Below are 26,149 nucleotides of genomic sequence, written 5' to 3' on the forward strand. Positions count from 1 at the left end.
AGTATGCGATCACTGATACTGACCTTGACGCTGTTGTCATTCTCTGATTCGCTGTTCGCGCAAACCGTAAACACTTCGACTTCGCTCTCTGGAGTCATCGCGGCGCATGGCGGAGCCGCTGCCGCCGCTGTTGGGACGATTCAGATCTTGGCGCACCATACGGTCAGGGGCGCGACGGAGTCGGTCAAGATATCGGCAAATGTAACGGACGGCGAATTCCGGGTTGATTACGGCCAGCCCGTCACACGGTCCGAAGTTGTTCCAGGTGTGAAATCTGGAGTCGCACCCTATGAGCTCTCCAACGGCAATCGCCGTAACAAGCAGGGGTTCGTCGGTCTGTTTGCTCAGTTGGATATGCTTTCTGTTTTGGGCATTCAACCGTTTACGGGCGTCGAAGCACAGGTCGCAAATGTCGGTAGTGCGACCCTGAACGGGCGACCGGTCACTCGGCTGCAGGTGGTAAGCGGCCGAAAGCAAACGTATTACTCTCGCGTTCTTCCAGATCAAGCGGAAATCCAGATCGACGCAGCAACCGGGCTCGTCGTCGGCATTTCCCGCGTATTGTCGGCCGAACAGAATCTCGACCACACGTTTCAGCGCACATACGTCTTTTCGGACTTCCGCACCGTGAACGGGCTGGTCTTCCCATTCCAGATTGAGCGCCACGCGGATGGAGCGCTACAGGACACGCTCATCGTCGATACCGTGCAACTGAACCCTGTTTTTACAACCGATTTGTTTCGCAATTAGGAGTCTCCATGCGCTCTTCTGCGTCGACCTTAGGTCTAATTCTATTTTTGATGATCTGCCTCATGATGGCGGCGGCACCGTTGTCCTTTGGACAAGCTCAGTACGACACCGCGCCTCAAGCGCAAACGGGCGAACAGGTCTACGGCTCCTATTTCAAAAGCGAACTGGACAGCATCGGCATTTTCAATGGGAACCTCAGTATGTCGATTTCTCTTTTTAGCCTGCCGGGGCGGGAAATCCCCATGAAGGTCGGCTTTACATACAACTCTCAAAAATGGGAAGCCCAGAGCTGTGACGATGGGGCTGGCCCTTACGATTGTGGTTACTATACTGGAGGATGGCAGCTGGACCTATCCCCCTACGGCCAAATGCCAACGCTTTATAACGGAAGCATCTATTGGATCGACGGTTCAGGAACGAAGAGGCGGTACTATTCTAACGGCACCATCTCCGATAATCAGAGCATTCCGAGCGCGGATTCCGATGGCACTGTGTTTTTCACAGGCACCTATTGGAGTACGGGCGATGGGAGCAGCGCATACATTTCGTTTCCTGATGGTAGTCGGCGCTATATGTCTGTGTTGCCGGCTTTCGCGACAGCAAATGGAAACACCATCTCCCCGCAAGTGAATGGTTGCAGTCAGATGTTTACCTGCGGTCTGCCGACTGAAGACACGCTGGGTCGGACAATTCAGACATCGAACGGCTCCAATTCGGTCCTCTACAAGATCACCGACTCGACCGGAACATTGCAAACCTATACTGTTGGGTATACTTTCCAAAACGATTGCGATCCGTTCTATGAGTACGTGTGGTGGTGGCCCACTTGGCAGGGTTGTTGGCACTATGTGTCGCACCAGAAGATTTCCTCGATCACACTGCCGAACGGTAAATCGTATCTGTTCGAATACGACAGTTCACACAACAATGGCCTAGGCTTCATGACCAAAGTCACGCTGCCGTCAGGTGCCTATATGCGGTACATCTATGCAGCGCCGCCGAGTGGCACGTGGCCCGCCTATTATGACGAAGTCGTGCAGCGTTTCGTCAGTCTTGACGGCACCCTGAACGGTGAAAAGACGTGGTCGTACAGTGGGTATGCAGGTGCTGGTGGCGGCCCAACAGCTCGAACAGTTACAGTCACGAGTCCCGTAGGCGACAAGGTCGTTCATCAACTGAACGCGCAAGGTCTGGAAACGCAAACCCAGTGGCAAACCTCGACGGGAACGACACTGAAGACGGTAACTTCTTCGTGGACCCAAGCTTCGGTTTTGTCCAACGGGCAGCCGCAAAATCCGCAGGTCAACACAATTACGACGATTCTCGACGGAGGCGAGGCATCGCAGCAGACTCTGACGTACGACGCGAATATGAATGTCACGCAAGAGAAAGTGACCGACTGGCAATGGGCTGCGACAGGTCCTGCAACCATCGCGGAAAAGGATGTCACCTATACGACAATTGCTGTTCCAAATGTAACGAATGTCACTCGGAAGTCCTCGGAAATCTTAACGGCTATCGATCCGGCGACGGGAAATTTCGTGCAGCAAGGCCGGACGGATTACGCCTATGACGAGTACTCTTTTATGTATACGCGTTCTGGTGTACCAAGCAGTACTCCTCCTTCAAGCTCATCAAATCTGGGCAATCTCACCACCACTAAACGGTACAAAGACGCATCGAACTTCGTATCGGAGCACAGGCACTACGACAATCTCGGTAACGTTGTCCAAAAAACCGATGCGCTCAACAATACGGTCAATATCGATTTCACCGACAATTTCTGTACCCTCAACGGGGCCGGCATGTGCACAAACACCAGTGGTCACTCTACATACGCTTTTCCGACCCAGATCGCAAATCCTCTAGGGCAATCGGCCTCGACCAAGTTCGACTACAACACAGGCTTGCCAGCGGTCGCTATCGATGCGCGTTTGAACTCGACCCAAACGAAATACGATCTGATGAACCGTGTCACTTCGGTCACTGAACCCAATAGCAAAGTCACCAGTTACAGCTATGACGATACGAACCGAATCACAACGAAAACGGTGACAGTCGATTCCAGCCCGAATCCCGGTGTGGTTCAGACTTACTTCGATCAATTCTATCGAGTCACAGAAACGCGTACCAACGACCCGGAAGGTCAAATCGCAGTTGATACCGTCTACGATGATAAGGGGCGGAAGACCCAGGTCAGTAACCCGTACCGCTTTGGCAGCGAGACACCGACGTGGACAACAACGATGTACGACGAACTCGATCGCCCTAAACAAATCCAAGCGCCTGACAGCTCAAGTAAAGGATACGTATACACAAATGCTCAGACGACCGTGACTGATGAAGCTGGTAATCAAAGGCGATACACCCACAACGCATTCGGTAAGTTGACCATGGTCGAGGAGCCAAACCCATTGCTCGCTACGCCCCTAATAACGACATACTCATACTACGTGTCTGGGGAGCTTTACCAGTCCGCCCAGTCTGGCCAAACTCGGACGTTTGTTAGTAATTGGCTGGGTCAGATCACGAGCCAAACATTCCCAGAGTCGGGAACGACAACCTTTGTCTATGATGCTGACGGTAATATGAGTTCAAAGACCGATGCGCGACCGATGTCCGTGATTTACTGTTATGATTCCCTCAGGCGATTGACAGCTAAAATGTACTCGGGTTCGTGTGGCAGCCCTGGTGCGGGACTGGTGACAATCGGGTATGACGCCGGTATTTATGCCGGCTTGAAGACATCGATGACCGATAGTATCGGCACTCTGAATTACGACTACGACTCCATGAGTCGTCTTACCCTGGAAACTCGCACGATCACCGGCGTTAGCGGGACATTTACGACAGGCTATGGCTACAATCTTAAGGGCGACATCACCTCGATGACGTACCCGAGTGGTCGCGTTGTTAATTTCACTTACGCCACGGGCAACGGATGTTGCAACTCGCGTTTGGCATCGGTCGTGGATCAGACAAGCAGCACGACGGTCAATAGCACGATGAATTACGATGCCGGCGGCGACCCGCTGAACAGCACGCTTGGTAATGGTATCGTGCTAAGCTATGTATACAATAATCGTCGGCAGGAAATGTCCATCCGTGCTGCGCTGAGCGGAATGTCCTTGATGGATTTCAGCTACAACTACGGTTCGAGCAGTACGGACACCGGGAGGGTGCTCTCGCGCACCGATGCTATTCAGCCTGAACACACCGCCAGCTATTCCTACGATTCGGTCTACCGTTTAGCGGCCGTTGCATCTGGTGATTCGACAACGAGTTGGGGCATCGCTTGGACCTTCGATGTGTGGGGCAACCGGGTGGCACAGACACCACTGGGGATTGTCGCTTCCAACATCGGTAGCCAGACCATGGGCTACACCAACAATCGGAATAATTCCAATACTTACGATTCGGCGGGCAATCAGACCAATGACGGGCTGCACAATTACACGTTTAATGCCGAGAATCAGATTGTTTCGATGGATGCGGGCGCAGCGACTTATGCGTATGATGGAGACGGCAATCGCATGAAGAAAGTGACATCTTCGGAGACGACCTACACGTTTTACGGACGAGGTGGGATCATATCCGAATTCACAACCTCCAACACAATTGCCACCAAAACGCAGGCGTCCACAACGGGAACGGATGTGTATTTTTATCACACCGCAGACAGGCTCGAATCGGCAGTGTTGGTGACGACCGCAAATGGGACGATAATCGAAAACAATCGCACTCTACCGTTTGGTGAAGCATGGTCGTCAACGGACAATGGGCAGCCTTCGACCAACGATAAGAAGTTCACAACTTACACGAGAGACGAAGAATCTGGACTCGACTATGCCGGCAACCGTTACATGGCAAATAACTACGGGCGCTTCCAGAGCCCCGACCAGGGTAAACCGCACTTTTACATGCCTTCGTCCTTAAACCGATACATATATACCGCTGACGATCCAATTAATTTTAGGGATCGGACCGGGAAAGACATTTGTGACGATTCGTGGGACTTCGACCTATGCGATGATGACGGCGGGAACGGAGATGACCCCTATGCCACCGCGACTCTAGGGTTCACTGGCGCCCCGGACCCAGGAGATCCCTGCTTTCGTAACCTTTTTAATTCCAGCTACTTGTTTATCTGCGTGGCCGGGGAAACTGGTTCGTTCGCAATTGCAGCACTACTAATTGATAATAGTGTAGGGCCTTGTCCGCTAGAGAGGCCTGCAGGACATTTTACAGTTAATCCGAACAGTGCGACACCGATACATGCGATCTTCGCCCCCTTGATGGCGGCAGTCTTGTCGCAGGTATTCGAATATTTGAATAACGAAGGAATTGTCCCGATGATAACCGCCGGATATAGAGACCCAGTCCTTAACGCGCGGGAAGGTGGCTCAAATAATCCGTTGCACCCATCGTGGCACCTTGCCGGCATGGCGATTGATGTCAATCAAAAGGATCCTAACTTTGCGGAGATCAAGAGAGTGATGCAACTAGCGGGATTGGTCTGGGGAGGGGCCTATTCGAAGATAGAGGATCATCACTTCCAGCTACCCAATTGGGGTACGGGGCCGTCTCAATACCAGATTCAGGCTTGCGCAGACCAGAACTCCAACGCTGCAGATGACAGGGGCAAAACATTTTGAGACAGTGTGCGTGTGACCACGGCCTGAAAGAGCTTTTATGAACGTGATCTTCTCAATGTTGTTCTTAACCGTCATGCTTCAGGCGCGCGCCCCGGTGTTCGAAATCGATCTTTGGCCAGGTGAAGGCGTCCCGAGATTTGAAGCCGTATCGAAGGAATTGATGCTGCACGAACTTCCATTAACTTCCTCCAGAATAGTAAGCACCGTGGCGGTGCTACCCGGTCAAAATGTGGACTTCGACGATACGTTGTATCGTACAGTTGAGGCCGGGCGCATTGAGGTTCTGCAACCTTCGGAAATAGATGGTCGCGTAATCGGGAAGGTAAATCGATTGACGAGAAGCGACTACAATTCGAACAAGTTCAAGACCTTTAAGCGCGAACTTCAGCCCAAGATGATCATCGAATACATACAGGATCGCGCCGAAGGGACTTGTTTTCTTGGCATAGATGGTGAAGTACTGGACACGTTATGTCCAACGGATCATGACCCGAAGCTCCACGTCCTAACTGAACCGAAAACGGAGTGGTGGATTCACGTTGTGTTGGGGGTCTCGGCCGGCTGGATACAGGTCAGTGATTCAACTGTGAGAGACGTTAGGTGAGAAGCCGTGAAGAAATTAGCTTCATATCCGCGTCTTCAGGTTCCAGTTGTAGCGACGTCCAGCCGATTTCGCAACAGCGGGCAATACCGGGCAATGCTGCATGGCAACGGTGGCATTGAAGGCATTGACGGGAACGTACAATCTGCAAGTTGCGGATGACAAAAAAGCAGCGACAGGTCGAATCCCCCCCTCTCCGCTTCCCATTGGAGAATTGAAAATTGATTAGTGACCAGTGACCATTGTTCCCGGAAAGTCGGCAAATCGGCCGATTTTGACAACGACAACTCTCAGTACTCATTAATAAATTTTCAATTCTCAACCGGCCCGTCCTTTGCCTTTGGTCTCATCGGGTTTGCCGAGCTGTTTCTTCTCGCCGTCTTAACCGACGCGACGAGAATCCTGCACAACTCCGTATTCTCCGCGACTAATCGCCTCACAAAATCCGAATTAACCGCGACACTTGCTTGAAGGATTTTCAGCCAGATCGCCGTTTCGTTCAGCTCTTTGATGCAAATTTTGAGTTTGTGAATAAAATCCGCCCGGCTTTCTGCCGCCCGAGCTTCCCCATAATTGGTCGCGGCCGCCGTCCCTGACCGCAGAATCTGATTTCCTATATGCTTAGCCTTTGCGTTTTGCGGCAACTGCCCAGTGAGTCTCACGATATCCACCGCGAACCGAACAAGACGATCTTTCAACGTGTTGGCTGTGAGGTTCGACGCCATGAGCTGCGGAGAGCACTTGTGGTGCCAGCCGAAACGGTCGGATGCTCTTTCGTGGACAAAATGATGATTCAGTACTGGTTTATCTGGCTTGTTGAGGTTTGCGCACACGGAACTGAGCGGATCCAACCTCGAAGCGATTTCGGTAAGCTCCTCATTGGAAGCCGGGACCGTCTCTGGCCCAGGTCGAAGCCTGCAAACAGGACAACGCCAACGCCCCAGATGACCGAGGCAAAAGACTCTAAGAAACCGCTCATCAGAGGTTTCTGGAATCCGGCAACGGATGCGGCGCATGGGCGTCACGAATCTGCAATTGTTCGAACTATAAGACGCATCGGTCGGCCGAGCAGCATTTTGGAGGGCCGATGGGATGCACGGCCGCCATGAAGGTCAGATGGTTTCACAGATAAGGCAGATCGGGCAAAAGATTGCGACTTCCGGGCGCCGATAAACCGCATGGCCGAAACGAATCCGAGATGGTTGAAACGATGGAGCACATCGTTTCAACCATCCAGGTTTCGGCGGCCCGATCAGGCAAATCATCCGGCCGAAACCCGGATTGTTCGAAGGATGAAGCCGATGGTTCGGCGGAACAGGATTTCGGCGCCCGGGGACGGCATATCGGGGCGCCGAAACTTTGATCGTGGAACGATGGGGCGGATCGTTCGGCCGGACCGGATTTCGTGGCGGACATGGGACGCATCGGCGCGCCGAAACCGGGATTGGGCGAACAGTGAGCCGCATAGTTTGAACAAACCAGATTTTGGGACCCGGATCGAGCGCATCGCGGCTACGAAACCCGGATGATTCGAACGATGGGACGCATCCTTCGGCCGAACCGGATTTCGTTGTTTCGATATGCGCAGCATGGCGTCGAAACCGGAATCGGGGCGCCGATCCGTCTGATCGACGCCCCGATATGTCGCTTTCCGTGTTTTGTCTATACTCGAGTAGACACTTGTCTACGGCTTGTAGACAAAATCCAACTCCTCCCTCGTCGTCCGTTTCCTAACCTGTTGAAATATTGTGTTCGGTTCTGTTCGGATCTTTTGGCAGCGAAACTGCCACTATATGTGCGGCTCGCGAATGCGGGCTAAATTCAACATTCAAAGGAGAACGTATGACAGAGAAAATGAAGAAGATCAAACCTGCCGAGGACTATGGCTCCATGAAAGACGCGGATGTCCAGACGCTCGGCGAAACGGTGGCGGCGAATTTGACGAACAACTCGAGTTTGCCCGCTCCGACCGTCGATCCGAAAGTGCTCAAGGCTGACGCCGATAACTTCGGCGCGGCTATTGTTGCGGCCCAGGACGGCGGGAAGAAGGCCGTTGCTCAGAAGAATAAGGCCCGAAAGGTCGTCGTGAAAGACCTGCGGCTGATCGGGCGCTATGTCGAGGAGATCGCTGATGGCGACATGGCGATCTTTTCGTCCAGCGGCCTGACTCCGACTTCGGGCGTCCGAACGCTCCAAGTCGTCTTGTCCTCGAATTTCCGCAGTGTCGATCACGGCAAGCTTAGCGGACAAATCGTAATTCGGCTGAAAGCCATTTCAGGCGCGCTGAGTTATGAACTCCGTTTCGCCCCGGAGACAAACGGAGCGCCGGGGACATGGACTAGCCAGATCGTGACGGGCGTGAAAACGCCGGTGACGTTATCCAGTCTGACGCCAGGCACGGTTTACGCGTTTCAGGCGCGTGCCATGGACAAGGCCGGATATTCCGACTGGAGCAACTCCGTCACAATGATGTGCACGTAGTTTGACCATCGAGCCGGAAGCCCTCCCTCGGGCTTTCGGCATTTTTTTGCGCCCGGCGGCTTCGACCGTTATGTCGTCGTTCAAAATCCGGCCTCATGCATTCACGAAGGCGTAGCCGTGTTCCTGGGCGCGGTTGACTGCGACGATGCCGGCCGGAACGAGGTGCGAGTTCGGCACCAGATTCCGGGATAACTCATTGAAGACGGCGTCTTCATCCGTTCCGGCATCCTGGGCCATAGAACCGGCCATTTCACGGGTGGCCATCTGGCAGACAGCGAGATGAAGTCCGCGGCCGACTAATCCGTCCAGAGAGCCGCCGGTTCCCATGTAGACGTTCCGGACGGGAGCCTGTTTCGTTTTTGGATCCATGAAGTTAGACAGGCGGAAGAGCGTTGCGCTGTATTTGGACCACATTGCGTCGTTAAACGAGAACGGCGTGGCGTGGTGACGGGCAATGATGACTACGGCGAGATCGGAATCCTGAAGGCCGTAACCATCCCGGTTCGCAAGGTAATAATTACCCGCATACATCAGGGCCGAACCGAACGCGTCCGGAGTGGTGCTGTCGAACATCATCCGATGCTTGCCGGGTACCTTGTCCAACCACTCGTCTTTTGCTTCGTGGGCCGGTTCCCAGCCGGCTGCCGCCAAAGGCTGCGCCTCTAAGGTGCTTCCGTGGCCCGCCAATGCGACTGCGCCGCCGATCCCGGCGATGAATGACCGGCGCCGAAGGACGGATTCAATCCATTTCATATAGATGTGCTCCTTTCCGCGACGTTGATGAGTGGCAAAACTGCCAAGATCAGTATGACGGATGAGCGTCCGGAGGGGCAGCATTCCGACTCGCCAGGTTGCGCCGCCCCATTTTCCCCAAAACTCCGTGCGCATAGCCCGTCAGAATAGTACACTGACTGAGTAGTCAGTTTGGAGGACTATGGGTACTATCACCAAAACCAAGAAAGACGTGGTCACCGAATTCCGGACGGCCGGAATCCTCGAAGCCGCGCGCAGCGTGTTCGCGATGAAGGGATTCAGCGAGGCGACGGTTGATGACATCGCCAATGCCGCGGGCGTCGCCAAGGGCACCGTCTACCTTTATTACCGTTCCAAGCGGGACATCTACTTCGCCGCGTTGAAGTTCGGCGTCGGGCAGATGTATGCAGCCCTCGACGAGCAGCTGAAGGCGGAATCCACTCCACAGGGCAAGCTGCGGGCGCTGATCGCCGTCAAGCTGGGCTACTTCGACGAGAACCGCGATTTCTTCAAGATCTATTACTCCGAACTGGGCAACCTCTGCATCCATCCCGGGGCGATCGATCCTGAATTCACGACGCTTTATCTCGATCAGGCGAAGGTCATCGAATCCATCCTGAAGGAAGGGACGCGCCGGAAGGTTCTTCGCGGTCTGCGCGCGGAGCAGGCGGCCTTCGCCATTTCCGACGTGATCCGCGGTGTGGTGACGCAGCGTGTCATGGGCTGGTCGAAATCCAAACTCAGCCAGGATGTCGACTTCATTTTTGATCTGATCTGGAAAGGAATTGCCGCTTAATGAGAGTTTTCGTCCGATCTGCAGTTCTGCTGTGCACTCTCTTGCTTTCTCCATTCGCGCAGGCCCAGGTTAACAAGGAGACACGCGACACCTCGGTCCCCCAGAACGTGCGCGGCAGCGTGACTCAGGGCAATCCCACTCCGGAAACGATTCCGCTCTCGATCTCGGACGCCATCGACCGGGCGCTGAAATTCAACCTCGGCGCGCTGATTGCTCAACAGGAAACGCGGGAAGCGACAGCTGACCGGCTGCGTGCTCTCTCGGACTTGCTGCCGAAAATCAGTGTGACGGCCGGCGACACCGTAGAACAGATCGACTTGGCGGCTTTCGGCTTCACCGGCTTTCCCGGTATCAACACGATTGTCGGGCCATTTAACGTATTCGATGCGCGCGCGCATTACTCGCAGCCGGCGCTCGATCTGCGTTTGAAGCACGACCTGCATTCGCAGTCCGAAAAAGTCACGGCCGCCGGCCTTGCCCAGCAGGATGTGCGGGAGTTGGTCGTCCTGGTCGCCACCGATTTGTATCTGGAGGCCGTAGGCAGCGCCAGCCGTGTCGAGGCGGTACAGGCGCAATTAAAGACTGCGCAGGCCGTCTATGACAGAGCCGTGAACCTGAAGGACAGCGGCGTGATTCCCGCCATCGATCTGCTCCGGGCCCAGGTCCAGCTGCGCGAGCAGCAACAGCGTCTGCTGGCCGCACAGAACGATCTGGCGAAGGAAAAACTCAACCTGGCCCGCGCGATCGGTTTACCGCAGGGGCAATCCTTTACGCAGAGCGACACCTTTTTAACGACGACAGCCGCGATTCCTCCACTGGATCAGGCCCTGAGTTCGGCACTGGATTCGAGGCCGGACTACCGGCGTGCCGCCGCGCTCGTCCGTGCTGCCGACGAAACGCTCAAATCCGCGAACGCACGGAAGCTTCCGTCGGTGGGCTTCTATGCGGATTACGGAGACATCGGCGAGCGTCCTACGGCATCCCACGGCACAATGACCGTTCAAGGAACGCTTTTCGTGCCGATCTATACCGGAGGCCGCACTCAGGCCGAGATCCTGGACTCGCGGGCGAAGCTCGACGAACGGAAGGCCGAAGAAGGGAACCTTCGGGGACGCATCGAATACGAATTGCGCACTGCGGACCTCGATATCCGGACCGCCGCCGCCCAGGTTCAAGTGGCCGGGCAGGCCCGCGACCTCGCGCAGCAGCAACTTGCGCAGGCGCAGGATCGTTTCTCTGCGGGCGTCGCCAACGGGCTCGAGGTGACACAGGCGCAGGAATCCGTCGCCACCGCCGACGAGAACTACATATCGAGTCTTTTTAACCTGAATGTGGCCGAAGCTTCGCTCGCTCGCGCGATGGGAACGGCCGAAAAGTCCATCAAATCGTTTTTTGGAGGCAAGTAATGGCGAAGCTTTTGCGCGCCAAGTGGCTGCTCATCCCTGTTCTTTTTGTGTTGGTTGCCGGAGGCTATGCGGCCTGGAAGTACTTCTCTCAATGGGAAACCACCGACGACGCGCAGGTGGATGGGGATATCTATCCGGTGAACGCGCGGGTTGGCGGCACCGTTCTTTCCGTCGGCGTGGTGGACAACCAGCCGGTCGAAGCCGGGGCCGTACTGGCACAAATCGATCCGCGTGATTACGAAATTGCCGTCGAGCGGGCCGAAGCGGAACTGGCACAGTTGCAGGCCGCGGCTGCCGGCGCGAGGGCCGATATTCCGGTCGCCACCAGCAACGCCGGTACGCAGATCACTTCATCCGAAGCGATAACCGAGCGCGCGAAAGGCGGAGTCGAGGTTGCGGGCAAAGACCTGGCCGCCGCCCGCGCCGGGTTGGGTTCCGCTCAGGCGCGTGTACGCGAAGCTCAGGCGAACGCCACGAAAGCGGCGAAGGATCTGGAGCGCATGAAACAGCTGGTCGCCAAGGACGAGATCTCGCAGCAACAGTATGACGCCGCAGTCACCGCCGCCGAAGCGGCGAACGCTGCGGTCGACTCCGCTCAGGCCGGAGTAAATCAGGTTCAGCAGGAAGTCGCCGCTGCGCAGGCGAAAACGTCCCAGGCCCAGGCGGACCTTGCCAAGGCGCAGGCGGAGGCGCGAGGCGCCAAGACGGCTCCCCAGCAGATCGTCATCACACGCGCTCAGGCGGAATCGGCCGATGCTCGCGTCAAGTTGGCCAAAACGGCGCTCGACCAGGCGCGCCTGAATCTCCAGTACGCCACCATCAAGGCGCCGGTCTCGGGAATCGTGAGCAAGAAGAGCGTCGAGCCGGGGCAGGTGGTTCAATCGGGTCAGCCGCTCATGGCCGTCATTCCACGAAATGACATCTGGGTGACGGCCAACTTCAAAGAAACCCAGTTGGCGAACATGCATCCCGGCCAATCCGTTACCGTTTCGGTCGATGCCCTCGGCGGTCAGAATTTCAAAGGCCGGCTCGATAGCATCGCCTCGGCGACCGGCGCGCGCTTCAGCCTGTTGCCGCCCGAGAATGCCACGGGCAACTATGTCAAGGTCGTCCAGCGGATTCCTGTAAAAATCGTTTTCGATCAGGACGAACAGATCGAAAGGCTGCGGCCGGGACTTTCCGTAACTGTGGACGTCCGGGTGAAGTAATGTCCGAGCAAGTCCCATCGGTCCCATATGTCAATCCGTGGATGATCGCGGTTGCCGTCATGTTCGGCACATTCATGGAAGTGCTGGACACCACGGTTGTGAACGTTTCGCTGCCGCACATCGCGGGCAGTCTTTCCGTCACGCCCGAAGAAGCCACGTGGGCGCTGACTTCGTACCTCGTTGCCAATGCCATCGTTCTTCCGATTACCGGCTGGCTGGCGAATTACTTTGGACGGAAGCGGCTCTTGATGGCGGCTGTCGTCGGGTTCACGGCATCCTCTTTCATGTGCGGTTTTGCGCCGAATCTGGCGTGGCTTATCGTGTTCCGGGTCACGCAGGGTTTGACGGGAGGCGTGCTGCAGCCTGTATCGCAGGCCGTGATGCTCGAGGCATTCCCGCCTGAGCAGCGGGGTAAGGCGATGGGCTTCTGGGGGCTCGGCATCGTCGTTGCGCCGATGCTCGGGCCGGTGCTTGGAGGCTGGCTGACGGACAATTACTCCTGGCGCTGGGTGTTTTACATCAATATTCCGGTCGGCATCGCCTCGATCATCATGACGAGATTTTTCATTTTTGATCCGCCATATATCCGCCGGACCAGCACGAAGGTCGACACGTGGGGCATCGGCATGCTGGCCGTCGGAATCGCGGCGCTCCAGATCGTGCTCGACAAAGGGCAGCAGGAAGACTGGTTTTCTTCGCACTGGATATTGTCGTTGACCGTTGTTGCCGCGATTATGCTGGTCGGTTTCATCATTCATGAATTGTGGACCGGTGAGCCGGTGCTGCATCTGCGCGTCTTCAAAGAACGCACCTACGCCACGGGCGTATTCCTCATGACGACGCTCGGCTTCGTCCTTTATGGGAGTCTCGTGCTCCTGCCGCTTTTCCTGCAGACTGTACTCGGATATCCAGCCATCCAGGCAGGCATTGCGATGGCGCCGCGCGGGCTGGGCTCATTTATTGCGATGCCGATTGTCGGATTCCTCACCGCCAAAATCGATGCCCGCAAGCTTCTGGTTGTCGGGCTGCTGGGCGGCGCGGTGACGCTTTACATGCTGGGTTCACTGAATCTGCAGATCGGCTATTGGGATATTTTCTGGCCTCAGTTCTTTCAAGGTCTCTCAATGGGACTGATCTTCGTTCCGTTGACGACGGTGACAATGAGCCTCATCCCGCGCGAAGAAATGGGGAATGCGACAAGCATCTTCAATCTCATGAGGAATATGGGAGGAGGTATCGGGATCGCCGCGACAGCGACCATGCTCAGCCGCAACACCCAGACGCAATATAACATCCTGGGGGCACACGTCAGCGGCTTCGACCTGCGGGTTCGGACCATGCTGGAACAGATCCGCGCGGGGTTCATGTCGCACGGGATGGATTTTTCCACCGCGACGCAGGCGGCCTATAACGCGCTTTCCGGCATGGTTAGTCAGCAGGCCGTGATGGTGGCGTTCGTTCAGGTTTTCCGCATCCTGGCGCTGGTGTTTGCGATTGTCGTGCCGCTGGTCTTCATCATGCGCCGCCCGAAAGGAGGCCAGCCTGTTGCGTCCGCGCATTGATACCCGTTCGCCTTTATGTTTATATAGGCGCAATGGAAGTTCGCATACTCGTATTTCTCTTCTTCACTTGCGCTACCGTGGTAACGAACACGTGTTTGATTTTGTTCGCTTGCAAGGCGTTTTCCGGCCTGACCTCCAAGGTCGATGCCACCGTATCGGCATTCGAGAAGAATAGCGAGATGCGGGAGTGGCTCGACTCCATGCAAACCGCTTCCGCGCAAGCCATCGTCGTGACCCAGGCCACAAAAGATCGGATGGCTGAGCTTGAACCCGCTCTTGCAAGGGCTGAGGAGAGTTTCAATCGGTCTCTTGCGCAGGTGGATTCGAAACTGGAAGAAGTTGCAGATCAGATCACCACGAATGCGGAGAGGGTGCAGGAGACCGTCGTGAAGCCTGCAATTTCCGCGGCCGCATTTGCGGCCGGGCTGACGAAGGCTTTCGAAGCTATGCAGTCCCGCGACGAGTAAGCCACTTCCACGCGGTTTCGACGATGTGTTCCAGGCCGCTTTCCGCAGCCGTCCATTCCAGCCGTTTCCGCGCCCGGTCCACCGCCGCCACCAACTCCGGCGGATCGCCCGGCCGGCGTTCCGTTTCAATTACCCGAAAGTCCTTCCTCGTAACCCGCCGGGCCGCCTCGATGACTTCGCGAACGGAATACCCGTGCCCGGTGCCGAGATTGAAAGCCTGCGACTGAACGTCACCTTCCATCAATTTCCGTAGACCCATCACATGCGCCCGGGCCAGATCCGAGACGTGAATGTAATCGCGGAGGCATGTACCGTCGGGGGTCGGATAATCCGCGCCGAAAATCCGGACATCGTTACGCAAACCCGCGGCGGCGCCCAGCACGAGCGGGATCAGGTGCGTCTCGGGTACGTGGTTTTCGCCGAAGGTTCCATTGACGTCGGCTCCCGCCGCGTTGAAGTAGCGCAGGGAGAGATATTCGAGTCCATGCGCTTCATGAAACCATTGCAACGCGCGCTCGAATGCGAGTTTGGTATCGCCGTAGGGATTGATCGGCTTTTGCGGATGCTCTTCGTCGATGGGGACGCGCTGCGGCACCCCGTAAGTGGCGCACGTGGATGAGAAGATCAGATACTTCACTCCAGCCGTCCGCATCGCATTCAGGAGATTCAAGCCGCCGAGAACATTTGTCTCGTAATAGATCTCCGGATGTTCGACGGATTCGCCCACAAGAGCTCTGCCCGCAAAATGCAGCACGCCGTCGATACGATGCTGACGGAATGCGTGCTCGAGGTCTTCCGGCCGGCAGATGTCGCCTTCAAATAGCGGCGTGTCTTTTACAAAAAAACGATGACCGGTGGAAAAATTGTCGAAGATCAAAGGCTGGAATCCGGCGGACTTCAACGCCAGGACTGTATGGCTTCCGATGTATCCGGCGCCGCCGGTGACCAGTATCATGCTCGTCCGACGCTGTAGTAAGTGAAGCCGAGTTGGCGCAGGTGCGCGGGCTCGTAGATGTTCCGGCCATCAAAGATCACCGGTTGGCGCATCATGGTCTTCAACCGTTCGAAATTGGGATTCCGGAATGCCTGCCACTCGGTAATGAGGAGAAGGGCATCCGCACCCTCGACGCAGCCGTAATTGTTGGACGAGAGTTGAATGCGTCCGCCGAAAATCCGTCTGGCTTCGTCCATCGCTTCCGGATCGTACGCGGAGACCGCTGCGCCTTCCGCCAGAAGACTTTCGATGATTTTAATCGAGGGGGCATCCCGCATGTCGTTCGTGCGCGGCTTGAAGGACAGGCCCCACACGGCAAGCCGCTTGTCCCGGAGATTTCCCTGAAAATGCTCCCGGATTTTTTCGACGAAGCGCAGCGCCTGATTCACGTTCACCGCATCGACAGCCTCCAGGATAGCCATCTCGTAATCGTGCTGCCGTCCGGTTTCGATCAGAGCCTTGATGTCTTTGGGAAAACAGCTTCCGCCGAATCCGACACCGGGGAAAAGGAACGCGGGTCCGATCCGTGAATCCGAGGCAAGCGCCTTACGCACCATATCGACGTTGGCGCCGACTTTCTCGCAGAGATTCGCGATCTCATTCATGAATGAAATGCGGGCCGCGAGAAACGCGTTGGCGGCATATTTGAGAAGTTCGGCCGTTCGGACGTCCACCAGCAGCACCGGACTGCCGGTCCGGACAAATGGTGCATATAGATCGCGGAGAATTTCAGCCGCGCGGACGTCATCCGCGCCCACAACCACTCGGTCGGGTTTCATAAAATCTTCGACCGCCGCGCCTTGTTTGAGGAATTCCGGATTCGAAAGCAGGTCGAAAGGATGGGTGGTCTGTTTCTTGATGACCTCGCGGATCTTTTCGCTCGTGCCGACCGGTACGGTCGACTTGACGACGATGACTTTGTAACGGTCCATCGCCCGGCCGATGGATTCCGCGACTTGAAACACGGAGGTGAGATCGGCGGCTCCGCTCGGCGTGGTCGGCGTGCCGACCGCGACAAAAATGACGAACGACTTCCGGACGGCGCCTTCCATGTCGGTGGTGAACGTAAGCCGTTCTTCCCGGAGGTTGCGGTCGACGATTTCCGGCAATCCCGGCTCGTAAATCGGAATATTGCCCCGTTTAAGGCTGTCGATCTTTGCCGCGTCGCTGTCCACGCAGGTGACATCGTTTCCGCTCTCCGCAAGACAGGCGCCTGCGACCAGCCCGACATAACCCGTTCCGATAACGCCTATATTCATTCGGACTCCAGATACTCCGAAACCGCCGAACCGATTTTTGTCAGGAAAGTGTCGGAAAGCGATGGGATCGCGCCGATGCCTTCGTCCAGAATAATCTTCTCGATGCGATGGATGGGATAGAACACCGTCGTCGGCTGCACGCCGGCTTCTTCCCGATGTGAAATATGATTCATCCAGTCGCTGAATGCATTCAGATCAATTCCCCGTACCGTGATACCGTGCGGCGCAATATCAAGCAGCCGCCCGAAGAACCGCTCATGCGGCCCCTGAAGATTCACAATCACGATCGAATTCAGTTTCATTTGCGCCACCCGCGTGATCCGCGGTCAGGCCAACTCCATCCATTTCGGCTCGCCTTCCAGGATCAGTTTCGGCTGCGTCAGCTTCTGAACGTCGTCAATCTTCACACCTGGACGCACCTCGCGCAATACCAGTCCTTTGTCTGTGACGTCGATCAGGCAAAGTTCGGTGACGATCGTGTTCACCACTTCGACGCCGGTCAGCGGAAGAAAGCATTTGTTCAGGATCTTCGGCTTGCCTTCGCGCGTTGCATGTTCCATCGCGACGATCACGCGTCTGGCCCCGGCCACCAGATCCATGGCTCCGCCCATCCCCTTGACCATTTTCCCCGGAATCGTCCAATTCGCCAGGCTTCCGCGTTCGTCGACTTCCATCGCTCCGAGTACGGCGAGATCGATATGTCCACCTCGGATCATTGCAAAGGAATCGGAACTGGAGAAGTAAGATGCGCCGGGCAGGGCGGTGACGGTCTCTTTCCCCGCGTTGATCAGATCAGGATCTTCCTCGCCTTCGAACGGGTACGGGCCGATACCCAGCAAGCCATTTTCAGAGTGCAGCAAGACTTCAACTCCGGCGGGAATGTAGTTGGCGCAGAGAGTCGGAATGCCGATTCCGAGGTTCACAGCGAATCCGTCCTTCAATTCGCGCGCAATGCGCCGGGCAATGACTTCGCGTTTCGGAACGCCGCTCATCGTGTGTCTCTCTTTCGGACGGTGCGTTTCTCGATCCGCTTTTCGTAGTGCGGTCCCTGGAATATCCGCTGCACATAGATGGCCGGCGTGTGTACCATATCGGGATCCAGTTCGCCGACGTCCACCAGTTGCTCCACCTCAGCGATGGTGACGCGAGCGGCCGTCGCCATTACCGGATTGAAATTTCGCGCCGTCTTGCGATAGACGAGATTGCCCCACTTGTCGCCTTTCCAGGCTTTGACGAATGCAAAGTCTGCGGTGAGCCCCCGCTCGAGCACATGCATCCTGCCATTGAATTCGCGCGTCTCTTTACCTTCGGCCACCACCGTTCCATAACCAGTCGGAGTGAAGAAAGCCGCGACACCCGCGCCTCCGGCGCGCATACGCTCGGAAAAGGTGCCTTGAGGAACAAGTTCAACCTCGATTTGTCTGGACAACGCCAGTTCCTCGAACAATTTGTTCTCGCCGACATATGTCGCGATTACTTTTTTGATTTGCCGGGCTTCCAGAAGGAGACCTGCGCCACGACCGTCGACGCCGGCATTGTTGCTGATAATTGTGAGATGTTTGGTTCCTTTGTCACGGAGCGCGGTGATCAGATTTTCCGGAATGCCGCAGAGCCCGAAGCCGCCCAGCATCACGGTGGCTCCATCCTTCATGTCGGCGACGGCTTCGCGGGCGCCGGCCACCACCTTATTCATTCCGGGCCTGCGCTTTTGAACAAGCGTTCGACTTCATCGAAATTTCCAGCCTCAATAGAATCCGATATCCCTTGCAGACGTTCGATAAAAGACTGAAGTTCCTTCGGTAGATACCCTGAAGTTTTAAAGATATCACGCCAGACCTGAAACGGACTTGCGGCGAGGCGTGTCATCGATCGCAGGCCCGGCCCTGCCAGGTCTTTGTGCTCCGCGGTCTGGGCGGCAAGCAGGCTGGAGATGATCTGCGGGAGATGGCTGATCTGCGCGACCAGACGATCGTGATCCGGCGGCTCGATGACGTGCGGCACCGCGCCAATGGCCTTTACAATGTCCTGCATCCGCGCGAGCGCTCCGTCGGGCGTCGATTTCACCGGGCAGAGAAAGTAAGGCGCATTCTGGAAGAGATCGACGTTTGCCGATTCGGGTCCTGAGTGTTCGAGGCCCGCCATCGGATGTCCGCCGACGAACAGCACGCCCATGCGTTCAGCCTTATGGCAAATGGCCGTTTTGGTGCTGCCGACATCCGTAACCAGCGCGTGTCCGGTAACGAACTGATCCAAAAGTTTGAGAATGTCTCCGACAGGCGTTGCCAGGACGGCGAGGTCCGAGGGCTGCGATCCGGCACGGTCGATGATCTTGAGCTGCTTCGCCCGTTCGAGGACGTCCGGTTTATCCACTCCGGAAATCTGAATTCCGGGGTACGCGCGTTTGAGCGCGAGGGCCATCGAACCGCCGATCAGGCCCGTTCCGATAATGGTTACGCGTTCCATTCGTGAGACATCAGTACGCGGAACTGCGCCGGATAAAGGGACTGCGCGCCGTCGCACAATGTCGCCCCTTCTTGCATCACCACTACCATTAATCTTTATCCTTAATCCTTTTCGCGCTCGAGCCGCTCGATCCGCCGGCACTCGTCGATCACACGCTCGAAAAGGCGCTGCAGGCCCTCATTGTCGAGTGGTCCGGGATTGGATTCTTTGATCCGGCGGAGAATCTCGCGCTCCCGCGCCGGATCGTAGACTCTCAGATTGAGGTCGTGCTTGATCTTCCCGATCTCAATTGCGCAGCGCGAACGTTCATTCAGCAACTCCACAAGCTTCTTGTCGATCTCATCGATTTTAAGACGCCAATCATCGATGCTCATTGCGAATCAGAGCCTTTCAACCATGCGGCGAACGCGGCCACCCGTTGTACCAGATCCGGTTTGCCGATGTGTTGTTCGACCTCTTTGACGATCGAACTGCCGACAACCGCTCCATCGGCCTCCTGCCACACCGCCCGGACATGTTCCGGACGCGAAATGCCAAAACCCACCGCGATCGGTGAATCGGTGTGTGACCGCAGCGTCTGCAAGAACGTCTTCAGATCCGCCGCCAATTCCTGTTGTTCGCCCGTCACGCCCGTTCGCGACACAGCATACAGAAAGCCGTTCGATGTCTCGGCAATCTTTTTCATGCGCTCCGGCGAGCTCGTCGGAGCGACCAGAAACACCGTATTTAATCCAGAGTCACGCATTGCGCGAGTGAAAGATTCGGATTCTTCGACCGTCAGGTCACTCGCCAGGACGCCATCGAAGCCCGCTTCTGCGGCGGCGTTAGCCAGCTTTCCAAGGCCATAGCTGTATAGCGGATTGAAGTAACTGAACAGGACAACCGGGATCTCGGACTTTTCCCGGATTTTTGCGCCTAGCCTCAGGATTGCCGGAAGGTGGACGCCGTTGCGCAGAGCCCGTTCGGTCGCGCGCTGAATGACGGGCCCATCGGCGATAGGATCGGAAAAGGGAACTCCCAGCTCGATGATGTCCGCACCGGCTTTGTCCAGTGCCAGCACGAGATCGAGAGTTACGTCGAGGCTCGGATCCCCTGCGGTGATGTAAGGAATGAACGCCTTGCGCCGGGAGGACTTCAGCTTTGCGAATGTGTTTTCAATACGAGTCATTATTCCCCATCAACCGCATCACTTCAGTCACGTCCTTATCTCCACGCCCCGAAAGATTCACCACCACAATCTGTCCCTTCGGGGCTTTCAGCTTCTTCGCCTGGGCGATCGCGTGCGAACTCTCCAGCGCCGGAATGATTCCCTCCAGACGGCTCAATTCATGAAATGCCGCCATCGCCTCCGCATCGTCGATGCTGGTATATTCCACGCGCCCGGTGTCATGAAGCAAAGCATGCTCCGGACCGACCGACGGATAATCCAGACCCGCCGAAACCGAGTGTGTGGGAACCACCTGGCCGAATTCATCCTGAAGGATGTACGAGAACGTGCCATGCAACACACCCGGCCTGCCGCCTGAAAATCGGGCGGCGTGGTCGCCCGGCGCAGGGCTTCGGCCTCCGGCCTCCGCGCCGATCATCCGTACCTGTTTATCGTTGACGAAGTCGTAGAACAGCCCGATGGAATTACTCCCGCCGCCAACGCAGGCGACCAGGACGTCGGGCAAGCGCCCTTCTTTCTCCAGAATCTGCGCCCGAGTTTCCCTTCCGATCACGGATTGAAAATCGCGAACCATTACCGGATACGGATGCGGCCCAAGCACGCTTCCGAGCATGTAGTAGGTTGTCCGGACATTCGTGACCCAGTCGCGCATCGATTCATTGATCGCGTCTTTCAATGTCCGGCTGCCCGCCGAAACCGGCACCACGCGCGCGCCGAGGAGTTTCATCCGGAAGACATTCAGTTCCTGCCGCCGGATATCCTCCTCGCCCATGTAGACTTCGCACTCCAGGTCCAGCAACGCGCAGACGGTAGCGGTAGCGACGCCGTGCTGGCCTGCGCCGGTCTCGGCGATGATGCGCTTCTTACCCATACGGCGCGCGAGCAGTCCCTGGCCGAGGCAGTTGTTGATCTTGTGCGCGCCCGTGTGATTGAGATCCTCGCGCTTGAGATAGATCTTTGCGCCGCCGAAGGCCTGCGTCAGGCGCTTGGCGAAATACAGGGGCGTCGGGCGCCCGGAGTAGTTATGAAACAAGTCATCCAGTTCCGCCTGAAAGGCCGGATCGCGCTGCGCTTCCGCGTATGCCGCTTCGAGTTCCTCGAGCGGGTGCATGAGCGTTTCCGGAACAAACTGGCCGCCGTAGTCTCCAAAGTGACCTTTCATAAAGCACCCATCAACGCGACGTCGGCCCGCTGGACCGCTTCAATAAACCGCCGCATTTTTTCGTAATCCTTCCTGCCTGGTCTGGATTCCACGCCACTCGCCACATCGACGCCGAAAGGATGCAGGGAAGTGACGACCTGAGACACATTTTCGGGATTCAAACCGCCCCCGATCACAATCGAACCGAACGCATTTGCTCCGAATGCAAGCTCCCAATCGAAAGATTTTCCGGTTCCGCCATACTGATCAGGCGCGCATCCGTCCAGCAGAAAGGTTCCACTGCCATAGCTGCGCAGCGTATCGACGCGGAAATTCGAATCGACGCGAAACGCTTTGATCACCTTGACGCGCTGAATCATCGAACAATAATCCGGAGTCTCGTTGCCATGGAGCTGAACCGCGTGCAGGCCGATCGATAGCGCGAAATCCTCGAGGTTCTGCGGGTGCGGATGATTTACGAAGATGCCGACCACCGTCACAAACGGAGGCAGTTTCTCGATGATTTCCGCGGCTCGCGAAGCTTCGATGTATCTGGGGCTGCTTGGATAGAAGTTCAACCCGATGGCGTGCGCGCCGAGCAGCACTGCGTCGCGGGCATCTTCGTACTCCCGGATGCCGCAAATCTTCACTCGGGTCACGACAACCTCCGTAGCGCCGCGGCGGGATTGGCGGATGTGAGCAGGTGTTCCCCGATGAGGAATGCGTCCGCTCCGGAATTCAAGAGAAGATCGATGTCGGCCTTGCTGTTGACCCCGCTTTCGACAACGAAATACCGGTCGTCCGGAATGATCTTTGCCAGCCGAACGGAGGTCTGAATGTCCACATTGAACGTTTTCAGATCGCGATTGTTGACGCCGATGAGAGCAGCGCCTGCGTTCAGCGCCTCGCCGAGTTCGCTTTCGTCATGAACTTCAACGAGAGCATCGAGCTTCAGATCGCGAGCGAGACCGATCAGATCCTTGAGGCGTCCGGGTTCCAGCATGGCGACAATGAGAAGAATGGCGCTCGCCCCCGCCGCCCGCGTTTCATAAACCTGAAACGGCTCGTAGACGAAGTCCTTTCGAAGAACCGGCAGACTCGACGCTTCGCGTATGGTTCCGACCCAGCCGAGGTCGCCCTGGAAAAAGTCCTCTTCCGTAACGACAGAGATTGCGCATGCTCCGGCATCCCGGTACGCGCGCGCCTGGGCCGCCGGATCGAGATCGGCTTTGAGGACACCTTTCGAGGGCGACGCCTTCTTTACTTCAGCAATGATGCGCACCGGGCCCCCTCCGTCGAGCGCCTCGCGGAACAACGCAACCGGTTTCGCCGTCTCGGCCATGCGCCTGACGATCGGTTCAGGCACGCGCAATTTGGAGACCTCAAGCCGTTTGCGCTTGGCTTCCACAATGCGCGCAAGGATGTGTGTTCTATCCAGTTCTTTCAAGAAAGCTGCCTCAGTTCGTCGAGTTTTTTAAGTGCGGCGCCCGAATCGATCGATTCGCCTGCCAGGCGGACCCCTTCTTTCCAGGTTTTCGCCGCGCCGCCGGCTACCAGGGCCGGAGCCGCATTCAGCAACACGACGTCGCGGCGCGCGCCGCGTTCTCCGCGGAAAATACTTTCGATAATTTTTGCGTTCTCCGCGGCATCGCCGCCGAGGATGGCGTCAACCTTCGCAGGCGTCATGCCGAAGTCCTCGGGCGTCATCAGGAATTGCCGAAGCTCGCCGTCGCGCAACTCGACCACGTAGGTGCGGCTCGCAATGGAAACTTCATCAAGCCCGTTCGCGCCATGCACTACAAATGCATGGCGCAGGCCCAGGCCGCAAAGCGCATTCCCCATCAGTTCCATGATCTCCGGTGATGACACCCCGACGACCTGAAAACATGCCGCCGCCGGATTCGCGAGTGGCCCCAGAATATTGAAAACGGTCCGGACCTTCAGCTGTGTACGCGCCGGCATGACGTGCTTCATCGAGGTGTGGAATCGCTGCGCGAACAGGAAACCGATGCCGACATCTTTGATTGCCGAGCGAAGACGGTCCATAGGCATCTGGATATCGACGCCGAGTGCTTCCATCACGTCCGCGCTGCCGCACTTGCTCGATGCGGAGCGGTTCCCGTGTTTCGCCACGCGGACGCCGGCCGCCGCCGCGACGAACGCCGCCGCGGTTGAAATGTTGAATGTGCCCGAGCGGTCGCCGCCCGTGCCTGCAGTGTCGAGAACCGCCAGGGTTTCTCCTTGCCACAGCGGCTCCGCTTTCTCACGCATCACCCGCGCAAAGCCGATCAATTCCGGTGCGGTCTCCCCTTTCATCCGTAGTGCAATCAGGAAAGCCCCGATCTGCGCTTCCGTCGCGCGGCCTGCCATGATTTCTTCCATGGCGCTCCGCGCTTCCTGCTCGGTCAGATCGATGCGGTCGATCATCTTCTGGATCAATTCGCCGATCATGATTTGAGGAAGTTCTTCAGCAGGTTCTTGCCTACGACGGTCATAATCGATTCGCAGTGAAACTGAATGCCTTCGGTCGGATAATCCCGGTGCCGTAATCCCATCACCACGCCATCCTTGGTTTCGGCGCTGATTTCGAGCGACGTCGGCACCTGAGTGACCATTAAGGAGTGATAGCGTGTCGCCGGGAATCCCTGAGGCAAACCTGCGAAAAGGCCCTTGCTGTCATGAAAAATCTCGCTGACCTTGCCGTGCATCAGCGTCGGCGCCCGCACGATTTTGCCGCCGAATACCTCTCCGATCGCCTGGTGTCCGAGGCAAACACCGAGAATCGGCGTCGATTTGTGGAAGTAGCGGACGAGATCTTCCGTGATTCCCGCCTCCGCCGGCGTGCCCGGTCCCGGAGAAATCACGATCCGCGTGGGTTTCATGCGTTCGATTTCTTCAAGCGAGATTTTGTCGTTACGGAAAACGCGCAGCTCCTCACCCAGCTCGCCGAGATACTGCACGAGGTTGTAGGTGAAGGAATCGTAATTATCGATAACCAGAATCATAGTTCGAACCCGCGCTGCGCAAGATTGATCGCGCGAATCAGGGCACGCGACTTGTTCACGGTCTCCATGTATTCATTTTCAGGAACAGAATCGGCGACGATGCCGCCCCCCGCCTGGATGTATCCTTTATCGCCTCGCACCACCAGCGTTCGAATGGCAATGCACGAATCGAGGTTATTGCTGAAATCCGCGTACATCACGGCGCCCGCGTAAACTCCCCGTTTTGTCGGTTCCAGTTCGTCGATGATTTCCATGGCGCGGACTTTGGGTGCTCCCGAAACCGTGCCGGCCGGAAAACAGGCCATCAGGGTGTCCCAGCGATCGACGCCGTCGCGCAGCTTCCCACGCAGCGATGAAACGAGATGCATGACATGCGAATAACGTTCGATGAACATCAGATCTTCGACGCGCACAGTACCGTACTGTGAAACCCGGCCGAGATCATTGCGGCCGAGATCGACCAGCATGATGTGTTCCGCCCGTTCCTTCTCGTCATGACGCAGTCTTTCGGCATTCGCTTCGTCCTCGGCCTCGTTTCCACCCCGAGGAAGCGTTCCGGCGATCGGCCGGTATTCGATTTCCTGTTCGCGAACCCGTACCAGCATTTCGGGAGACGAACCGACGATCGAGGTTTCCGGCATCTTGAGGAAGTACATGTACGGCGAGGGATTCACAATCCGGAGGGCGCGGTAAATTTCGAAAGCGGAAGTCGGGAGATCCACTTCGAAGCGCTGCGCGAGAACGACCTGGAATATGTCGCCGGCCGCGATATATTCCTTGGCCTTTGCGACGCCGGCGAGATAGTCCTGCTTATCGAAGTTCGATCTCACCGTAACGTCTGTTGCGTTTTGTGTCACAGGGGGAATCTGCAGCGGCGCGCGCAGCAGTGTTTCGATATGCTCGATTTCCTCAATCGCCTTCCTGTACTGTTCTTCGACAGACTCACCCGAATCTTCGACAATCACATTGGAGATGATGTGGATTTGATGCCGCAGATGGTCGAAGGCCAGCACGGTCTTGTAGAACATTAAAACAGCATCATCGACGCCGAGATCATCCACGCTGGACTGCGGAATGTCCTCAATCGTCCGGACCATGTCATACCCGAAATAGCCGACCGCGCCCCCGGTGAAGGGAGGCAGGTTGGGCAACTTGACCGACTTGAACCGGTTCATCGTGGCGCGCAGATCGTCCATGAAGTTCGCGGGCTGGCCGTCCCGGTATCGCTTGATCAGGAACGGATCTCCACCGAGGAAGGAATAGCGTGCGATTCTTTCTCCGCCTTCGATACTTTCAAGCAGGAACGCATGCGAGCGGTCCTTCTCGAGTTTCAGAAACGCAGACACCGGCGTCAGAAAATCGGCGATGACCGACTTATAGACAGGGATTACATTCCCCTGCGTTTGAAGTTTTTTGACGTCTTCGAGACCTGGCTGCATA

Annotated in this window: 26 protein-coding genes; 10 read left to right on the top strand and 16 right to left on the bottom strand. The window is 56.7% G+C overall.

All coding sequences use genetic code 11. The annotated features are described in order from the left end of the window. Window positions 1–3: 3 nt before the first annotated feature. From VGK48_09670 to VGK48_09680, 3 genes are read left to right on the top strand one after another with little or no spacing between them, the layout of a single operon-like run. Entirely contained in the window at window positions 4–750 is a 747-nt protein-coding gene (locus VGK48_09670) for a hypothetical protein (GenBank protein ID HEY2381431.1), read from the top strand. Window positions 751–758: 8 nt separating this feature from the next. Continuing rightward, entirely contained in the window at window positions 759–5,405 is a 4,647-nt protein-coding gene (locus tag VGK48_09675) for an RHS repeat-associated core domain-containing protein (GenBank protein ID HEY2381432.1), read from the top strand. A gap of 37 nt (window positions 5,406–5,442) precedes the next feature. Then, the gene (locus VGK48_09680; protein HEY2381433.1) at window positions 5,443–6,009 is read left to right on the top strand and encodes a hypothetical protein; all 567 of its coding nucleotides are present in this window, start codon (window positions 5,443–5,445) and stop codon (window positions 6,007–6,009) included. 308 nt (window positions 6,010–6,317) lie between these two features. Here the strand turns inward: VGK48_09680 and VGK48_09685 are convergent, their stop codons facing one another. Then, on the bottom strand, window positions 6,318–6,857 hold the full coding sequence (locus tag VGK48_09685; GenBank protein HEY2381434.1) for a four helix bundle protein: 540 nt from the start codon (window positions 6,855–6,857) through the stop codon (window positions 6,318–6,320). A gap of 347 nt (window positions 6,858–7,204) precedes the next feature. Here VGK48_09685 and VGK48_09690 point away from each other — a divergent pair, with 347 nt between their 5' ends. Both VGK48_09690 and VGK48_09695 read left to right on the top strand, forming a co-directional pair. Next, complete coding sequence (locus VGK48_09690; GenBank protein ID HEY2381435.1) at window positions 7,205–7,369, top strand: hypothetical protein; 165 nt, start codon at window positions 7,205–7,207, stop codon at window positions 7,367–7,369. A gap of 479 nt (window positions 7,370–7,848) precedes the next feature. After that, window positions 7,849–8,487: a fibronectin type III domain-containing protein gene (locus VGK48_09695; protein ID HEY2381436.1), complete on the top strand. Its 639-nt coding sequence runs from the start codon at window positions 7,849–7,851 to the stop codon at window positions 8,485–8,487. Window positions 8,488–8,580: 93 nt separating this feature from the next. Here VGK48_09695 and VGK48_09700 read toward each other — a convergent pair whose 3' ends face one another. Further along, window positions 8,581–9,240 carry a hypothetical protein gene (locus VGK48_09700; GenBank protein ID HEY2381437.1) on the bottom strand — a complete coding sequence of 220 codons (660 nt, stop codon included), beginning with the start codon at window positions 9,238–9,240 and terminating at the stop codon, window positions 8,581–8,583. Between the two features lie 181 nt (window positions 9,241–9,421). On the opposite strand from VGK48_09700, the gene VGK48_09705 reads away from it, so the two are divergent. From VGK48_09705 to VGK48_09725, 5 genes are read left to right on the top strand one after another with little or no spacing between them, the layout of a single operon-like run. After that, window positions 9,422–10,036, top strand: a complete 615-nt coding sequence (locus VGK48_09705) for a TetR/AcrR family transcriptional regulator (protein ID HEY2381438.1) — start codon at window positions 9,422–9,424, stop codon at window positions 10,034–10,036. Next, complete coding sequence (locus VGK48_09710; GenBank protein HEY2381439.1) at window positions 10,036–11,442, top strand: TolC family protein; 1,407 nt, start codon at window positions 10,036–10,038, stop codon at window positions 11,440–11,442. Before VGK48_09705 ends, VGK48_09710 begins: the two co-directional genes overlap by 1 nt. Beyond that, on the top strand, window positions 11,442–12,650 hold the full coding sequence (locus VGK48_09715; protein ID HEY2381440.1) for an HlyD family secretion protein: 1,209 nt from the start codon (window positions 11,442–11,444) through the stop codon (window positions 12,648–12,650). The genes VGK48_09710 and VGK48_09715 overlap by 1 nt, the downstream gene beginning before the upstream one ends. Further along, on the top strand, window positions 12,650–14,212 hold the full coding sequence (locus VGK48_09720; protein ID HEY2381441.1) for a DHA2 family efflux MFS transporter permease subunit: 1,563 nt from the start codon (window positions 12,650–12,652) through the stop codon (window positions 14,210–14,212). Before VGK48_09715 ends, VGK48_09720 begins: the two co-directional genes overlap by 1 nt. A 32-nt stretch (window positions 14,213–14,244) precedes the next feature. Continuing rightward, entirely contained in the window at window positions 14,245–14,679 is a 435-nt protein-coding gene (locus VGK48_09725; protein ID HEY2381442.1) for a hypothetical protein, read from the top strand. Here VGK48_09725 and galE read toward each other — a convergent pair. From galE to trpE, 14 genes are all read right to left on the bottom strand, one after another. Continuing rightward, complete coding sequence (gene galE / locus VGK48_09730) at window positions 14,657–15,634, bottom strand: UDP-glucose 4-epimerase GalE (GenBank protein ID HEY2381443.1); 978 nt, start codon at window positions 15,632–15,634, stop codon at window positions 14,657–14,659. The two genes, VGK48_09725 and galE, sit on opposite strands and share 23 nt — an antisense overlap. Further along, entirely contained in the window at window positions 15,631–16,932 is a 1,302-nt protein-coding gene (locus VGK48_09735; protein ID HEY2381444.1) for a UDP-glucose/GDP-mannose dehydrogenase family protein, read from the bottom strand. The genes galE and VGK48_09735 overlap by 4 nt, the downstream gene beginning before the upstream one ends. Next, a complete protein-coding gene (locus VGK48_09740) occupies window positions 16,929–17,234 on the bottom strand; it encodes a hypothetical protein (protein ID HEY2381445.1) in 306 nt (101 codons plus the stop codon). Before VGK48_09740 ends, VGK48_09735 begins: the two co-directional genes overlap by 4 nt. Before the next feature lie 24 nt (window positions 17,235–17,258). Continuing rightward, a complete protein-coding gene (locus VGK48_09745) occupies window positions 17,259–17,924 on the bottom strand; it encodes a CoA transferase subunit B (GenBank protein HEY2381446.1) in 666 nt (221 codons plus the stop codon). Next, complete coding sequence (locus VGK48_09750; GenBank protein ID HEY2381447.1) at window positions 17,921–18,625, bottom strand: CoA transferase subunit A; 705 nt, start codon at window positions 18,623–18,625, stop codon at window positions 17,921–17,923. Before VGK48_09750 ends, VGK48_09745 begins: the two co-directional genes overlap by 4 nt. Beyond that, window positions 18,622–19,395 (bottom strand): prephenate dehydrogenase/arogenate dehydrogenase family protein, encoded by a 774-nt coding sequence (locus VGK48_09755; protein HEY2381448.1) that lies wholly within the window; start codon window positions 19,393–19,395, stop codon window positions 18,622–18,624. The genes VGK48_09750 and VGK48_09755 overlap by 4 nt, the downstream gene beginning before the upstream one ends. Window positions 19,396–19,496: 101 nt before the next feature. Next, window positions 19,497–19,769 (bottom strand): chorismate mutase, encoded by a 273-nt coding sequence (gene pheA / locus VGK48_09760; protein HEY2381449.1) that lies wholly within the window; start codon window positions 19,767–19,769, stop codon window positions 19,497–19,499. Further along, window positions 19,766–20,563, bottom strand: a complete 798-nt coding sequence (gene trpA / locus VGK48_09765) for a tryptophan synthase subunit alpha (GenBank protein ID HEY2381450.1) — start codon at window positions 20,561–20,563, stop codon at window positions 19,766–19,768. Before trpA ends, pheA begins: the two co-directional genes overlap by 4 nt. Then, window positions 20,550–21,725 carry a tryptophan synthase subunit beta gene (trpB, locus tag VGK48_09770; protein HEY2381451.1) on the bottom strand — a complete coding sequence of 392 codons (1,176 nt, stop codon included), beginning with the start codon at window positions 21,723–21,725 and terminating at the stop codon, window positions 20,550–20,552. The genes trpA and trpB overlap by 14 nt, the downstream gene beginning before the upstream one ends. Beyond that, complete coding sequence (locus VGK48_09775) at window positions 21,722–22,363, bottom strand: phosphoribosylanthranilate isomerase (protein ID HEY2381452.1); 642 nt, start codon at window positions 22,361–22,363, stop codon at window positions 21,722–21,724. Before VGK48_09775 ends, trpB begins: the two co-directional genes overlap by 4 nt. After that, the gene (trpC, locus tag VGK48_09780; protein HEY2381453.1) at window positions 22,360–23,151 is read right to left on the bottom strand and encodes an indole-3-glycerol phosphate synthase TrpC; all 792 of its coding nucleotides are present in this window, start codon (window positions 23,149–23,151) and stop codon (window positions 22,360–22,362) included. Before trpC ends, VGK48_09775 begins: the two co-directional genes overlap by 4 nt. Next, the gene (gene trpD / locus VGK48_09785) at window positions 23,148–24,155 is read right to left on the bottom strand and encodes an anthranilate phosphoribosyltransferase (GenBank protein HEY2381454.1); all 1,008 of its coding nucleotides are present in this window, start codon (window positions 24,153–24,155) and stop codon (window positions 23,148–23,150) included. Before trpD ends, trpC begins: the two co-directional genes overlap by 4 nt. After that, the gene (locus tag VGK48_09790) at window positions 24,152–24,709 is read right to left on the bottom strand and encodes an aminodeoxychorismate/anthranilate synthase component II (protein ID HEY2381455.1); all 558 of its coding nucleotides are present in this window, start codon (window positions 24,707–24,709) and stop codon (window positions 24,152–24,154) included. The genes trpD and VGK48_09790 overlap by 4 nt, the downstream gene beginning before the upstream one ends. After that, complete coding sequence (gene trpE / locus VGK48_09795; GenBank protein HEY2381456.1) at window positions 24,706–26,148, bottom strand: anthranilate synthase component I; 1,443 nt, start codon at window positions 26,146–26,148, stop codon at window positions 24,706–24,708. Before trpE ends, VGK48_09790 begins: the two co-directional genes overlap by 4 nt. Window position 26,149: the final 1 nt, after the last annotated feature.

This window comes from Terriglobia bacterium (assembly GCA_036496425.1).
GTDB lineage: Bacteria > Acidobacteriota > Terriglobia > 20CM-2-55-15 > 20CM-2-55-15 > 20CM-2-55-15.

Excerpts from the sequence above, each read along its gene's own strand:
- trpA (HEY2381450.1), bottom strand. The coding sequence starts at position 20,563 with ATGACTCGTATTGAAAACACATTCGCAAAGCTGAAGTCCTCCCGGCGC.
- VGK48_09735 (HEY2381444.1), bottom strand. The coding sequence starts at position 16,932 with ATGAATATAGGCGTTATCGGAACGGGTTATGTCGGGCTGGTCGCAGGC.
- trpB (HEY2381451.1), bottom strand. The coding sequence starts at position 21,725 with ATGAAAGGTCACTTTGGAGACTACGGCGGCCAGTTTGTTCCGGAAACG.
- VGK48_09740 (HEY2381445.1), bottom strand. The coding sequence starts at position 17,234 with ATGAAACTGAATTCGATCGTGATTGTGAATCTTCAGGGGCCGCATGAG.
- pheA (HEY2381449.1), bottom strand. The coding sequence starts at position 19,769 with ATGAGCATCGATGATTGGCGTCTTAAAATCGATGAGATCGACAAGAAG.
- VGK48_09680 (HEY2381433.1), top strand. The coding sequence starts at position 5,443 with ATGAACGTGATCTTCTCAATGTTGTTCTTAACCGTCATGCTTCAGGCG.
- VGK48_09690 (HEY2381435.1), top strand. The coding sequence starts at position 7,205 with ATGGTTGAAACGATGGAGCACATCGTTTCAACCATCCAGGTTTCGGCG.
- VGK48_09705 (HEY2381438.1), top strand. The coding sequence starts at position 9,422 with ATGGGTACTATCACCAAAACCAAGAAAGACGTGGTCACCGAATTCCGG.
- trpE (HEY2381456.1), bottom strand. The coding sequence starts at position 26,148 with ATGCAGCCAGGTCTCGAAGACGTCAAAAAACTTCAAACGCAGGGGAAT.
- VGK48_09755 (HEY2381448.1), bottom strand. The coding sequence starts at position 19,395 with ATGGAACGCGTAACCATTATCGGAACGGGCCTGATCGGCGGTTCGATG.
- VGK48_09700 (HEY2381437.1), bottom strand. The coding sequence starts at position 9,240 with ATGAAATGGATTGAATCCGTCCTTCGGCGCCGGTCATTCATCGCCGGG.
- VGK48_09720 (HEY2381441.1), top strand. The coding sequence starts at position 12,650 with ATGTCCGAGCAAGTCCCATCGGTCCCATATGTCAATCCGTGGATGATC.
- VGK48_09745 (HEY2381446.1), bottom strand. The coding sequence starts at position 17,924 with ATGAGCGGCGTTCCGAAACGCGAAGTCATTGCCCGGCGCATTGCGCGC.
- VGK48_09710 (HEY2381439.1), top strand. The coding sequence starts at position 10,036 with ATGAGAGTTTTCGTCCGATCTGCAGTTCTGCTGTGCACTCTCTTGCTT.
- galE (HEY2381443.1), bottom strand. The coding sequence starts at position 15,634 with ATGATACTGGTCACCGGCGGCGCCGGATACATCGGAAGCCATACAGTC.
- VGK48_09725 (HEY2381442.1), top strand. The coding sequence starts at position 14,245 with ATGGAAGTTCGCATACTCGTATTTCTCTTCTTCACTTGCGCTACCGTG.
- VGK48_09750 (HEY2381447.1), bottom strand. The coding sequence starts at position 18,625 with ATGAATAAGGTGGTGGCCGGCGCCCGCGAAGCCGTCGCCGACATGAAG.
- VGK48_09715 (HEY2381440.1), top strand. The coding sequence starts at position 11,442 with ATGGCGAAGCTTTTGCGCGCCAAGTGGCTGCTCATCCCTGTTCTTTTT.
- VGK48_09790 (HEY2381455.1), bottom strand. The coding sequence starts at position 24,709 with ATGATTCTGGTTATCGATAATTACGATTCCTTCACCTACAACCTCGTG.
- VGK48_09675 (HEY2381432.1), top strand. The coding sequence starts at position 759 with ATGCGCTCTTCTGCGTCGACCTTAGGTCTAATTCTATTTTTGATGATC.
- trpD (HEY2381454.1), bottom strand. The coding sequence starts at position 24,155 with ATGATCGGCGAATTGATCCAGAAGATGATCGACCGCATCGATCTGACC.
- VGK48_09670 (HEY2381431.1), top strand. The coding sequence starts at position 4 with ATGCGATCACTGATACTGACCTTGACGCTGTTGTCATTCTCTGATTCG.
- VGK48_09695 (HEY2381436.1), top strand. The coding sequence starts at position 7,849 with ATGACAGAGAAAATGAAGAAGATCAAACCTGCCGAGGACTATGGCTCC.